Here is a 13,499-nt window from a genome sequence, read left to right on the forward strand (position 1 = left end):
GAACGCGGCCGGCGCGATGCACCGGCCGCCGGCTCAATCAGGCTCGCGCGGGTGCGCCCTTCGCACGAAAGAGCTGCTTCAGGCCTGCGAACAGCGGTGCTTTCGCGGTGCCCGGCGCGCGGCCGAAGCTCTCGGTGATGCGGTCGAGAATGATCGCGAGCAGCACGACCGACAGACCGCTTTCGAAGCCGAGACCGATGTCGAGGCGCTGGATACTCGCGAGCACGTCGTTGCCGAGACCGCCCGCGCCGACCATCGACGCGATGATCACCATCGACAGCGCCATCATGATCGTCTGGTTCACGCCCTGCATGATCGACGGCAGCGCATTCGGGAACTGCACCTTGTACAGCAGCTGCCACGGCGTGCAGCCGAATGCCTGGCCCGCCTCGACGATCTCCTGGTTCACGTGACGGATGCCGAGGCTCGTCAGGCGCACCGCCGGCGGCATCGCGAAGATCACCGTCGACAGGATCCCCGGCACGCGGCCGAGACCGAACAGCATCGCGGCCGGAATCAGGTACACGAACGCGGGCATCGTCTGCATCAGGTCGAGGATCGGACGCACGACAGCCGCGACGACCTTGCTCTTCGCTGCCCAGATGCCGAGCGGTATGCCGAGCACGAGGCTGATGATCGTCGACGACAGCGTGAGGCCGAGCGTGATGACGGTCTGATCCCAGAAGCCGGTCGCGAAGATCAGCAGCAGCGACGCGGTCGTGAACAGCGCGAAGCGCCAGCCGACACGCCATAGCCCGATGCCGATGAAGAACGCCATCATCGCCCACATCGGCACGGCCTGCAGGCTGTGCTCGATGAATGCGGCGAGCCCTTCGATCGCGCGGCCGATCGCGTCGAACGTCGACGCGTCGTGATCGAGGAGATAGTGAACGGACTGGTCGACCCAGGTACCGAGCGGAATGAGTTCAGACATGGGAACCTCGCGAACGCGTAATGGCTTTCAGGATGACGGCGCGGTCGACCGACCCGCAGTAGCAGCCGTCGTCGTCGACGACCGGCAGCGCGTTCGGGCTCGCGACGACGCGCGCAACCACGTGATCGAGCGACGCGTCGCGCCGGATGCTCTCGACGGGCCGTACGTCCGGCGCGGCGTTGCCGATCGCGTCGCGCGTGACGAAGCCGCGGATCTTGCGCGCGGCATCGAGCACGAACGCGTATTCGGCGCTGCCGTTCAGCGTCGCGGCGACGTTCGCCGAATCGAGCTTCGACATGGTCGGCACCGCGCCCGTCTGCATCAGGTCGCCGGCGGTCAGGTAGCGGCTCGTATCGATGCCGTCGAAGAACGCGCGCACGTACTCGTCGGCCGGCTTCGCGATGATCTCGTGCGGCGTGCCGACCTGCACGAGGCGGCCGCCTTCCATGATCGCGATCCGGGTGCCGATGCGCAGCGCTTCCTCGAGATCGTGCGACACGAACATGATCGTGCGGCGATGCTCCTTCTGGAGCTGCAGCAGCACGTTCTGCATTTCCTTGCGCTTGAGCGGATCGAGCGCGGAGAACGCCTCGTCCATGATCATCAGCGACGGGTTCACGGCAAGCGCGCGGGCAAGGCCGACGCGCTGCTGCATCCCGCCGGACAGCTCGCGCGGCAGCTTCTGCGCGAACGTCGCGAGGCCGACCTGCTCGAGCACTTCCATCGCGCGGCGCTCGCGTTCCTTTTTCGCCATGCCCGCGACCTCGAGCCCGAACGCGGCATTCGACAGCACCGTGCGTTGCGGCATCAGCGCAAACGACTGGAACACCATGCTCATGTCCGTGCGGCGCAGCGAGATGAGTTCCGAGCGACGCGCGGTGGCGACGTCGCGACCGTCGATCAGCACCTTGCCGGCGGACGGCTCGACGAGCCGGTTCACGAGGCGAATCAGCGTAGACTTGCCGGAACCCGACAGGCCCATCAGCACGAAAATTTCGCCTTCCTGCACATTGAACGACACATCGTGCACACCGACGACCTGACCCGTGCGCTTCAGCACGTCATCCTTCGTCGATCCGGAAGCGAGCATGTCGAGTGCCTGCTTCGGATTGCTTCCAAACACCTTGCACAGACCTTCGACTACGACCTTGGGGGCATCCATCGAAACCTTCTCCTCGTGTAGCGGGACTCACACGTCTCACTGCGTGCCTACATAGTTGCTAGAAAAAACCCCGGCCTGCCGACGAATTACGACAAACGCTTGCGCAAATACGACACGACGGAAAATGGCTGGTGGCCGGTGTGCGCAGGACGGGTCGCGCGGCAGGCATGGTTTGCGGCGATGCAATAGGCGCTCACCCGCGACCGTCAAAGCTCAAGGCCTTTTTTTGTGCGGAGCAGCGCGACGCGCGCGCGGGCGCGGCGCATGCGCAATCGCGCGGGCGGCGCGTCGTTTTTCGACAAATCCGCGTCCGATCGCGCGGTCGCGCTTGCTTCGATGCGACATCGCGCAGCGACACGCGTCGCCATCGAAACAAGCGAACGGACGTGCGAAAAAAACGGTCGCGAAAAATCGATCCGGAACGGCTGTGTTAAATTGGTCGCCAAAGAACCCCAATCACGCCGAAGCGAAAATCGGCGGTCACATTCCGAGCCATGCCGTCAAACAAAATAATCGCGACTCCGTCCGGCGTTGAATTTCCTTGCGCGCCGTCTGCCCCCGAATCATTGCCGTGCGTCCCCCGACACGCGTGGCCGCCAGCGGATTGCGCGGGCCGGCGATCGTTCGATCGGCGGCACCCGAATTAGGCGTTTTCTTCGATCCGCGCATTCGACGCAGTCGATTCGTCCGGAATCCGCTATTTTCCATTCAGGGTCATGCCTGAAATACCGCGATCGGATTCGATTCACGATTGCGGCGCCATAACAACATAACGAGAGGGAGTGAATTCGATGACGTGGGTCTTTGCCGCGATCGGTTTCATGGTGGGCGGGATCGCCGGGCTGATCGGCGATTTTTCTTCGAGCGTCGGCGCGCTGCTGGGCGCCGCGATCGGCTTCTGCATCGGTCACGCGCTCAACCGGAGCAAGCAGGCGCAGCAGCCTGCCGCCAAGCCGGCCCAGCCGCAGGTCACCACCCTGCCACTCGTGCAGCGCGTCGAGCGCCTCGAAGCGACCGTCGAAACGCTCAGGCAGGAAGTCGCGCGGTTGCGCGGCCAGTCCGCGGGCGCGGCGGCGGTCAGCGCGGCGACGACCGCGGCGACGGCGCCCGAGTTGCCGACGTTCGGGTCCGAACCCACGCAGGCGCCTGCGCAGCCGTCCGCCACGCGGCCGGACCTGCAGCCGCCGAGCGCCGTTCCGGTACCCGCACCCGCACCGAAGCCCGCGATGCGCACCGACGGCGCGCCGAGCACGGCAGCCTCCGCATCCATGCCGACGCCCGCGCCCGCCACGCCCATCGCAAGCGAACGGCCGGCGCCCGCTGCCCCGCCCACGCCGCCCACGCCCCCCGCACCGCCGAAGCCGCGCGAACCGGATCTCGCCGAGCGCGCGTTCCAGGCCGCACGCGACTGGCTGCTCGGCGGCAACACCGTCGTGCGGGTCGGGATCATCGTGCTGTTCTTCGGCGTCGCGTTCCTGCTCAAGTACGCGGCCGACAATGACATGTTGCCGATCGAGTTCCGTCTCGCCGGCACCGCGATCGGCGCGACCGCGCTGCTCGTCGTCGGCTGGCGCGTCGGCGCGCGCCGCGCCGCGTACGGCCTCGTGCTGCAGGGGGGCGGCGTCGGCGTGCTGTATCTGACGGTGTTCGCCGCGACGAAGCTCTATCACCTGCTGCCCGTCGGCGCGGCGTTCCCGCTGATGGTCGCGGTCTGCGCGCTGAGCGCGTTCCTCGCGATCCGGCAGAACGCATCGCCGCTCGCGTTCATGGGCAGCGCGGGCGGCTTTCTCGCGCCGGTGCTGCTGTCGACCGGCGGCGGCAGCCACATCGCGCTGTTCAGCTACTACGCACTGCTGAACGCCGGCATCTTCGCGATCGCGTGGTTCAAGGCCTGGCGGCCGTTGAACCTGCTCGGCTTCGTGTTCACGTTCACGATCGGCTCGCTGTGGGGTGTCACCGCGTACCGTCCCGAGCTGTTCGCAACCACCGAGCCGTTCCTCGTGCTGTTCTTCCTGATGTACGTCGGCATCGCGCTGCTCTACGCGACGCAACGCGAGCTCGCGCTCAAGCATTACGTCGACGGCACGCTCGTATTCGGCACGCCGATCGTCGCGACCGCGCTGCAGGCCGCGCTCGTGAAGCACTTCCCGTTCGGCCTCGCGTGGAGCGCGGTCGCGCTCGCCGCGTTCTATCTCGCGGTCGCCGCGGTGCTCGCGCGCCGTCGCGACCGTCTGCGCCTGCTGTTCGACGCGATGCTCGCGCTCGCGGTGATCTTCGCGACGCTCGCGGTGCCGCTCGCGTTCACCGGTCCGACGACCAGCGCCGCATGGGCGATCGAGGGCGCGGCGATCGTCTGGGTCGCCGTGCGCGAACGGCGCCTGCTGCCGTTCGCCTTCGGCGTGCTGATGCAGATCGCGGCGGCCGGCGCGTTCTTCTGGGGCCTGCTCGTGCATCCGGCACCGGCCGCGCTGCCGGTGCTGAACAGCGCGTACATCGCAACGCTGCTGATCGCGCTCGCCGGCATATTCACCGGCTGGTGGCTGCATGCGCGCGACGAAGCGCGCGCATGGCACGCGTGGATGCCGGAACTCGGCCTCGCGGCCGCGAGCTGGGGGCTGCTGTGGTGGCTCGGCGGCGGCATCAACGAGATCGTCACGTTCGCGAGCCGTTATGCGAGCGCGCATCCGGCGCGCTTCACAACGGACGTCGTCGCGCTGTTCGCGGCCGCGACCGCATGGCTCGCGCACGTCGCGCGCAGGCGGCTCGCCTGGCCGCTCGCCGAATGGCCTGCGCTCGCGCTCGCGCCGGCGCTCACGCTGCTCGTGCTCTACGCGTTCGACCTGAACGAAGCGCCGCTGACCGGGATCGGCGCCGTCGCATGGCCGGCCGTCGTCATCGCATGCTATGCGTTGCTGTGGCGCCAGTCCGCCGACCGCCCTTCGTCCGGCGCGCAGCGCGGTGCCGGTGCTGGCGAGCGCGTGATCGCGCCGCTGCATACGCTGATGTTCTGGAATCTCTGCGGATTGTTCGCATTCGAAGGCTACTGGCGGCTGCACGCGTACGTGCCGGAAGGCGCGTGGAGCTGGAGCGCGTGGGCGTACGGCTATGGCCTGCTGCTCCTGCTCGTGTCCAGCGTCGGCTCCCGTCTGCGCTGGCCTGTCGCGCGGTTCGCGCATGCGTACCAGGTGTGGGGCGCGGCGCCGCTCGCCGCGCTGCTGTGGGCGTGGAGCATCGCGACGCTGCCGAGCGACGGCGATGCGTCGCCGCTCTTCTGGCTGCCGCTGCTCAATCCGCTCGACGTCGCGCAGTTGCTGATTTTCGTTGCGACCGCAACCTGGTTCCGCCGCCTCAGGGCGCTCGACGTCAAGTGGCATCCGGCCGCGCTCGACTACGCGGCGCTCGCGACCGTGTTCCTGTGGTTCAACGCGCTGCTGCTGCGCACGCTGCATCACCGCTTCCACGTCGCGTACGACGTCGACGCGGTGCTGACGTCGTTCAATCTGCAGCAGGTGTTCATGGTCGGCTGGAGCGTGTTCGCGCTCGCGGGCCTGTGGTTCGCGCGTCGCGAAGGCCCGGCGCGGCTCTGCGCGATCGCATCGGCGCCGCTCGTGCTCGCGATGTGGCTCTGGACCTTCTACGCGAACCTGACGCAGGACGGCGGCCACTGGGCGCGGCTGCCGCTCCTCAATCCGATCGACCTCGTGCAGCTCGCGGTCTACGGGCTCGCGGCGCTGTGGCTCGTGCGCGTGGGGCGTCTCGGCGTGCCGCTCGCCAGGTACCGCGTGCCGTTGCAGGCGGCGGCCGGCGCGACCGGCTTCCTGTGGCTCAACACGATGCTGCTGCGCACACTGCATCACTGGACCGGTGTGCCGTATACGTTCGACGACATGGCGCACTCGATGCTCGTGCAGGCATCGGTATCCGTGTTCTGGACCGTGTGTGCGCTCGCGACGATGATCTGGGCCACGCGCCGCCGGCTGCGTCCGCTGTGGTTCGTCGGCGGCGCGCTGCTCGCGCTGACGGTCGTCAAGCTGTTCCTGTTCGACCTGTCGCACGTGAAGGGCGTCGAACGCATCGTGTCCTTCATCGGCATCGGCGTGCTGCTGCTGTTGATCGGCTATTTTTCGCCGCTGCCGCCGAAGGCCGCGGCGGCAACGGCGACGGAAGGAACCGAATGAAACGCCTCCTTGCAGCGCTGAGCCTGAGCGCGCTGACGTCGGTCGCGTTCGCGGACGCCGGCCAGTCCCACGCGCAGGTCGCGCGCCGCTTCGCGCTCGGTCTCGACGGCAGCGCCGCGTACTACACGCTCGCCGTGCCGCAGACGGTGTATGCGGCGAGCCTGCGCAACGATCTCGGCGATCTGCGCGTGTTCAACGGCGCGGGCGAGCCGGTCCCGTACTCGCTCGACGCACCGCCGCCCGTCGCCGCGCCGCCGCAAACGCTCGCGGTGCACTGGTTCCCGCTGCCGCCGTCCGGCGCCGCTGCCGGCGTCGCGACCGGCGGCGTGCCACTCGGCGTGTCGATCGCGGCGGACGGCTCGCTGCGCGCGACCGCCGCGGCGCCGTCGCGCGCGAACCGCAGCGCGGATCTCGTCGATGTGTCCGCCGTCGGCGGCGCGGTCGACGCGCTGCTGATTCATCTGCGCAACGATAGCTATCAGGGGCGTGTGCACGTCGACGCGAGCGACGATCTGCGCAACTGGCAGCCGCTGACCGACACGCAGTTGCTGAAGGTCAGTTCGGAGGGGCGCACGCTGACGCAGGAACGCATCGCGCTCGACGGGGTGCGTCAGCGCTACCTGCGGCTTAGCTGGCTCGACGGCGCGCCGGCGATCGCCGGCGCCGCTGCGGAATTCCGCAGCGGCGACGGCAACGCGCCGGACGGTACCGCGCTGCCGCGCCAGTGGCGCGACGGCGTGACGATGCGAGCGGGCGCCGCGGCGGGCGAGTATCTGTTCGACACGGACGGCGCGTATCCGGTCGATCGCCTGCGCGTGGATCTGCCTCAGCCGAATACGATTGCACACGCAACGATTCAGAGCCGGGAAAACGCGCAGGCACCGTGGCGCGACGTCGCGGACGGTGTGCTGTTCCGGCTGCAGGGCAAAGCGGGCGAGCAGCGCAATCCGCCGCTCGCGTTCGCGCCGGATGCGGATCGCGCGTGGCGCATCGTCGTCGACATGCGCAATGGCGGTCTCGGCGGCGGCATGCCGGCCGTTTCGGTCGGCTGGCACCCGGCGTCGCTGACGTTCGTCGCGCGTGGCGCGCCGCCGTTCGCGCTCGGCGTCGGCAACGCGTCGCTCGAATCGGCGGCCGTCGGCCGCGATGCGCTGCTGATCGGCGCAACGTCCGTGGTCGGGTCGGCGCGCGTCGGCGACGCGCTGCCGTCGCCCGCCGCTCCGCCGGCTGCCGGCGATCCCGACGCTAAGCGCCGCTACGTGCTGTGGGCGGCGCTGCTGGTCGCGGTCGGCGTGCTCGGCACGATCGCGTGGCGTCTCGCGCGCGACGGCGGCAATCGGGATCGTGAAGGCCGCTGAGCGGCGTGGGGGTCGCGACGTTTGGTCGGGGTTTGGATCGTCGGGAAATCTACGGGAGGAACGTGATTGATGGTGGGTTCGCAGTTCTATGGATATGATCAAGGCCGCGATGAAACGCCACGGACTCGAACTGGCGCCTTGAGCATCGGGAGTCTAGGCTAGCTTGTGCGTACTGAGCCAATCCTTCAGCGCGGCGTTCAGGCGCGTCTGCCAGCCTCGCCCTGTTGCCTTGAAGGCGTCGAGCACGTCATCGTCGAGCCGGATCGTTGTCGCGGTCTTGTGACTGCCGACCGGCCGCCCACGTCCGCGACGCACCAACTTGTCGCCGATGTACTCATCCGCCTGTTCGAAGAATTCGTCGGTCAGCTCCGGCGCATCGTCCGGATCAATCCACTCGGTGTGCGTAGCGCGTTTGCTCACGGTCATTTGCCTTCCTCATGCTGACGATGCGGCGAGCCTCGCCGCGTGGGGTCCATACCATCACGATCATCCGCCCATCCAACCTGCCGACCGTGATACATCGCGATTCGCCGTAGTCTTCCCGCGTGTCCTCGATAGTGAAGTGGCGTCCAGCGAACACCTCGGCTGCCCGCGCGAAATCCAATCCTCGCTCGAACAGCGTCTTGTCGCGCTTGGTGGTATCGAATTCGATTTCCATGCGAATTATTGTACTTACAATAAAAAAATGGCGCAAGACGCAAAAAAACCGCACTGCGCCAATCGAACCGACCGCCCCCAAAGCCGGCGCCGACTGGCATTTCCCGCTGTCAGTGCGAGGTCTTCAACTGCGTCCACAGCCGGTTTTCAAGCCGCAGAATCTCGACCGGCTTCGGTTTCATCAACGTCATCTTCTTGAACACATCGTCCGGCGGATAGACCGACAAGTCCTGCGCGATCGCAGGCGTCACGAATTTACGCGCCGGTACGTTGGCGGTCGGGTAATACACCTCGTTGGTGATCCCGGCGTTCACCTTCGGGTCCTCGATGTAGTTGATCCACTTGAGCGCGGCCTCCGGATGCGGTGCGTCTTTCGGAATCGCCATCATGTCGAAGGCGACCAGACCGCCCTCCTTGACGTTCGTGAACCTGATGTCATACGAACGTTTCGCATCCGCACTGCGCCGATGCGCGATGCCGACATCGCCGGCGAAGCCGATGGAGACGCACACGTCGTTGTTGGCGAGATCGTTGATGTAGCCGGACGAGTTGAACTCGGTCACGTACGGCCGGACTTTCTTCAGCATGTCGAATGCCGCCTGATAATCGGCCGGATTGGTGCTGTTCGGATCCTTGTGCATGTATTGCAGCGCTGCCGCAAACACGTCGATCGATTCATCGAGGAAGGAAACGCCGCAGCCCTTGAGCTTCGCCAGATTCGCGGGATCGAAGACCAGTGCCCAACTATCGACCGGCGCGCTCGCGCCGAGCACCTTCTGCACTGCCTGCGCGTTGTAGCCGATACCGATTACCGCAAACGCCCAAGGCACGCCGTACTGATTGCCCGGGTCGGCGCCCGAGACCATCTGCATCAGCGTCGGGCTCAGATTCTTCAGGTTCGGCAGCTTCGACTTGTCGAGCTTCTGATACACGCCGGCCTGAATCTGCGCGCCCATGTAGTTCGACGTCGGTACGACGATGTCGTAGCCGGAGTTGCCGGTGAGCAGTTTGGCCTGCAACGTGTCGTTGCTGTCGTAGTTGTCGTATCGAACGTGAATGCCGGTCTGCTTCTCGAAGTTCGGAACGGTGTCTTTCGCAATGTAGTCCGACCAGTTGTACACATTCAGCGCGGCATCCGCCGCACGGGCCAGCGGCGCCGTCCACGCGGCCACGGCCGCCGCCATGCAGAGACTCGCGAAGACCGCTCGCCTGTATCGAGGTCCGGAGTGGGAAACGCTCATCGTGCTTTCCTTTTTTTAGGGCAGGTTACGGGATAGAGAGAGGGGTTCGAGCGGATGCAGCCGTTGTTCTCACGACTCCGTTTCAGCACGCCTCGCTTCGTAGTGCATACGGATTGCGGCACCAATATCGAAGAACGGGCGGGGAGGTACCCAGCCTGGCCTGGCGTTGTCGAGGACGGCAGTCAGCAACGCCGACTGGCCTCCCGACGCCATTTCCGCGAGCAGCCGTCCCCACAGGGTGCCGCGCGCCACACCGGAACCGTTGCATCCGGCAGCGGCATAGACGCCATGTTCAAGCTTCGCGAACCGCGGCTCACCGGATCGCGTGGCGCTCAGGTGGCCGGTCCAGGTGAATTGCAGGTGTTCGTCGGTGACCCACGGGAACCGGCGCTGCAATCCCCGCAGATGCCGGTCCCGCCGCGCCGCGAGCGAGCGGCCCGCGAGATCTCGATGGCGATACTCCACCGTGTTGCGAATCATCAGACGCTGGTCGGACGTCAAACGTAGCGTCGCGCCGGCAACCCGGGTCGACAGCACGCCCCAGGCGGATGCGTTGCCCAGTCGGGCCCGCTCCTCTTCATTCAGCGGCCGGCTGAGCGACGCGCTCAGTTCGAGCGGGAAGACCGCGCGGTCCGCCATCCCGACCCGTTGCAGAAAAGCGCCGACACAAACAATGACTTGCCCGGCGACGATGTCGCCGTCGTGCGAACGCGCGCGAATCTTGCCGCCATTCAGCCGCTCCAGGCCGACGATCCCGGTGTTCTCATAGAGCGAAACATTCTCGGGCAACGTGTCCCGCAACCCTTTGGCGTACTTTGCCGGCTGCAGCAGGCCGTTGCCGCCGCCGCACCATATTGCGGCCTGGTAGAAAGACGAACCCAGGCGCCGCGACAACGCCTGGCCTTCCAGCCATTCCGCACTCGCCCCGGCTTCCCGCAGGGTTCGCACCTGGGCCTCCGCCTGTTCGAGTTTCGCCGGATCATGGACGGCAAAGAAGTAACCGTCGTGGCTCAGGTCGCACTCGATGCCCAGCGTCGTCACGCGTCGGCTCACCTCGTCGCTCGCCGCTTTGCCGATCGCCGTCACGCGGTGGTATTGCTCGTTCTGTGGCCGGCCTGCCAGTTCTTCGAGTTCAGGCCGCTCGTATGCGACCACGAAACCGGAGTTGCGCGCCGACGCACCCTGCGCCGCGCGCTGCCGATCGACGATCACGATGCGTGATTGCGGGTGCAGTTCGGCGAGCGTATGCGCGGCCGTCAATCCCGTGAAGCCCCCGCCGATCACGAGCCAATCGGCTTGCTGAGTGCCTTTCAGCGGCGCTACGGCGGACGAGGCGCCTGCCTGGGCAATCCAGCCACAAATATTTTCGATCAAAGCGCGTCTCCTACCACGAAGCGAGGGGCTGCAATTGTCTGAAGCATGAATAATTGGCATCCTTGCGTGAAGGCGCCTTTCGGTTTGTGCAAATATATTGGGAGCTGGATGGGTTATCCAGTGCTATTAATTCATTCAAGCATTCATAAAACGCATGGATAAGCTCTATCGCCCGCCCTCTCTCCAGGCTCTTCAGGCGCTCGCGCTGGTGGCGGAGTCGTCCAGCTTTACCGAGGTCGCGGACAAGCTGCATCTGACCCAGAGCGCGGTCAGCAGGAAGATTCAGCAACTGGAAAGCCACTACGGCGCGCCGCTGCTCGTTCGCAACAGCCGCAGCATGCAACTGACCGAGCACGGCAAGGCGGTGCTCGACGTTGCCCGCAAGGTGCTCGGCGAGTTACGGATGCTCGATGAGCAGCTCACGCGGCGGGACAGGCCATTCCGCATCCGCATATTCGTATCCGTGGCGGTGCGCTGGCTATTGCCGCGCATGGTCGACTTCTATGCGCAGTGCCCCGATCTGTCGCTGTCGATAGAGACGGTGGCGACCGAGATGGTCGATCCATCGGGAGAGTGCGATGCCTATATCCTTTACCTCTCCGAAATGCGCAGGGATCCTTCGTTCCTCACACTCTTCGAGGAGTTTCTCGTGCCGGTTTGCGCGCCGTCCCCGGTCGGCGGCAAGCCCCCTCCGGCCACGCTGGAGGCGTTGGACCAGCACACCCTCATTCATGGCTCGACCGGCCACCACGAGTGGAAGCGCTGGCTTCAGGCGCAGGGGAAAGCGGACGACACCGACTACCGGCACATGACCTTCAATCTGGACGAACTGGCCATGGATGCGGCCAGTCGCGGATTGGGGGTGGCGATGACGGATCTGACTCTGGCGCAGGAAGCGATCGGTCGGGGCACGCTGATCGTTCCGTTCGGCACACCGCTGAAGACCACGGGCGTCTATGTGCTTTGGCTGCAGACCGCCGGCGCCCTGCACCCGGCGCGCCAACGCATCCTCCAGTGGTTTGCTCAACAGGCAGCGGGAGAGGCCCGCGACGCGGCGGGTTGAGTGCCAGCAACGTCGATTCAAGTCCGGATCGCGGATCCGGCAAGCACCCAGCCCGCCACCCCAGCCCGCTACCGTGCGCAATCGGCCAGCAGGTTCGCCAGCACCGACGCCCCTTGCGCGAGATGCACCGGGTCGGCGTCTTCCGCCTCGTTGTGACTCAGTCCGGCCTTGCACGGGACGAACACCATCGCGGTCGGGGCCACATACGAGAGGTTCACCGCGTCGTGCCCCGCGCCGCTGCACATCTCCAGATACGGATAGCCGGCGGCGGCTGCCGCCTGCCGCACGCGCGCGACGCACTGCGCATCGAACACCACCGGATCGTACTCGGCGACCCTCTGCACCACCACGCTCGCGCCGCGCAATGCGGTGCGTTGCAAACAGATCGCTTCGATGTCGGCGACGAGCCGTTGCAGCGCCGGCCGCGACGGGTGGCGAACGTCGACGCTGAACCTGACCTTGCCGGGTATCGTGCTCGGCGAGTTCGGCTGGCACGCAACATGGCCCACGGTCACGCGCCCATCGGCATCGAACCCATGCCCATGCTCGACGATCGCGGCGATCATCGCGGCCGCCGCGCCCATCGCATCCTTGCGCACGCTCATCGGCGTCGTGCCCGCATGCGACTCGAAGCCCGTCACCGTGACGTCGAGTTCGTCCATGCCCTGCACACCGGTCACGACGCCGATCGGCACGCCGGCCGTCTCCAGCACCGGGCCTTGTTCGATATGCGCTTCGAAGTAGGCTTTCGGCATCTGCCGCTCGCGCTCGGGGCCGGCGAAGCCGGTGCGCGCCAGTTCCTGGCCGAGCAGCACGCCCGTCTGCATGCACGGGCGGGCACGGGCGTACTCGAGATCCAGTGTGCCCGCATAGACCGCGGAGCCCATCATGCCCGGGGTGAAGCGCGAGCCCTCCTCATTGGTCCATGCCACGACGTCGACTGGATGCCGGGTCGCGATGCCGAGCTCGTTCAGCGTGCGAATGGCCTCGAGGCCGGCGAGCACGCCGTAGACACCGTCGAAGCGGCCGCCGAGCGGCTGCGTGTCGAGATGGCTGCCGCACATCACGGCCGGCGCGTCGGGCTGCGTGCCCGGCCGGCGCGCGAACACGTTGCCGATCGGATCGATGCGGATGTCGCAGCCGGCTTCCTCGCACCAGCGGATGAAGCGGCGCCGGCCCAGCACGTCGTCGTCGGTCAACGCGAGACGGCAACTGCCGCCGTGCGCGGTCGCGCCTATCGTCGCCATGTCCATCAGCGATGCCCAGAGCCTTTGCTGGTTAACGACGATCATCGCAGTCACTCCTTAAAAGGAGCGAGCATATCGGCTTGGCCGTATGACGAAAACTCGAATCCGAAAAAAGGCCCCGCCTGCATCCGCGCCGGCGGGGCCAACCCATGTCGGATGACACCTCATGGAGGAGACGGGATTCATCCTACCGATGCACGCGCCGCCGCCCAACCAAGCCTTTCTGCTATCGATCCGAGCGCCCGCCGCGCACGCTTGCCATGCGCGCCAGGCATATCGATAGAA

10 protein-coding genes are annotated in these 13,499 nt (G+C 66.5%); 3 read left to right on the forward strand and 7 right to left on the reverse strand.

Going from position 1 to position 13,499, the window contains the following annotated elements; all coding sequences use genetic code 11:
• Positions 1-37 precede the first annotated feature (37 nt).
• Positions 38-934 (reverse strand): choline ABC transporter permease subunit, encoded by an 897-nt coding sequence (gene choW, locus HZI36_RS04060; RefSeq protein ID WP_179401357.1) that lies wholly within the window; start codon positions 932-934, stop codon positions 38-40.
• The gene (locus HZI36_RS04065) at positions 927-2,096 is read right to left on the reverse strand and encodes a quaternary amine ABC transporter ATP-binding protein (protein WP_179401358.1); all 1,170 of its coding nucleotides are present in this window, start codon (positions 2,094-2,096) and stop codon (positions 927-929) included. Before HZI36_RS04065 ends, choW begins: the two co-directional genes overlap by 8 nt.
• Positions 2,097-2,887: 791 nt before the next feature.
• Here HZI36_RS04065 and HZI36_RS04070 point away from each other — a divergent pair.
• Positions 2,888-6,274, forward strand: coding sequence for a DUF2339 domain-containing protein (locus HZI36_RS04070; RefSeq protein ID WP_179401490.1), 3,387 nt, complete (start codon positions 2,888-2,890; stop codon positions 6,272-6,274).
• Entirely contained in the window at positions 6,271-7,632 is a 1,362-nt protein-coding gene (locus HZI36_RS04075) for a DUF3999 domain-containing protein (RefSeq protein ID WP_179401359.1), read from the forward strand. The genes HZI36_RS04070 and HZI36_RS04075 overlap by 4 nt, the downstream gene beginning before the upstream one ends.
• Before the next feature lie 153 nt (positions 7,633-7,785).
• On the opposite strand, the gene HZI36_RS04080 is transcribed toward HZI36_RS04075, so the two are convergent.
• The 4 genes from HZI36_RS04080 to HZI36_RS04095 form a co-directional block, all read right to left on the reverse strand.
• Complete coding sequence (locus tag HZI36_RS04080) at positions 7,786-8,058, reverse strand: BrnA antitoxin family protein (RefSeq protein ID WP_179401360.1); 273 nt, start codon at positions 8,056-8,058, stop codon at positions 7,786-7,788.
• Positions 8,018-8,290 carry a BrnT family toxin gene (locus tag HZI36_RS04085; protein WP_179401361.1) on the reverse strand — a complete coding sequence of 91 codons (273 nt, stop codon included), beginning with the start codon at positions 8,288-8,290 and terminating at the stop codon, positions 8,018-8,020. Before HZI36_RS04085 ends, HZI36_RS04080 begins: the two co-directional genes overlap by 41 nt.
• Positions 8,291-8,399: 109 nt before the next feature.
• Complete coding sequence (locus tag HZI36_RS04090; RefSeq protein WP_179401362.1) at positions 8,400-9,530, reverse strand: polyamine ABC transporter substrate-binding protein; 1,131 nt, start codon at positions 9,528-9,530, stop codon at positions 8,400-8,402.
• A gap of 69 nt (positions 9,531-9,599) precedes the next feature.
• Positions 9,600-10,904: an NAD(P)/FAD-dependent oxidoreductase gene (locus tag HZI36_RS04095; protein ID WP_218883627.1), complete on the reverse strand. Its 1,305-nt coding sequence runs from the start codon at positions 10,902-10,904 to the stop codon at positions 9,600-9,602.
• A 154-nt stretch (positions 10,905-11,058) separates the two neighbouring features.
• On the opposite strand from HZI36_RS04095, the gene HZI36_RS04100 reads away from it, so the two are divergent.
• Positions 11,059-11,967 (forward strand): LysR substrate-binding domain-containing protein, encoded by a 909-nt coding sequence (locus HZI36_RS04100; RefSeq protein ID WP_179401363.1) that lies wholly within the window; start codon positions 11,059-11,061, stop codon positions 11,965-11,967.
• Between the two features lie 68 nt (positions 11,968-12,035).
• On the opposite strand, the gene HZI36_RS04105 is transcribed toward HZI36_RS04100, so the two are convergent.
• A complete protein-coding gene (locus HZI36_RS04105; protein ID WP_179401364.1) occupies positions 12,036-13,259 on the reverse strand; it encodes a Zn-dependent hydrolase in 1,224 nt (407 codons plus the stop codon).
• Between the last annotated feature and the right edge of the window lie 240 nt (positions 13,260-13,499).

It is taken from the genome of Burkholderia guangdongensis, from assembly GCF_013403875.1.
Taxonomy (GTDB): domain Bacteria; phylum Pseudomonadota; class Gammaproteobacteria; order Burkholderiales; family Burkholderiaceae; genus Burkholderia; species Burkholderia guangdongensis.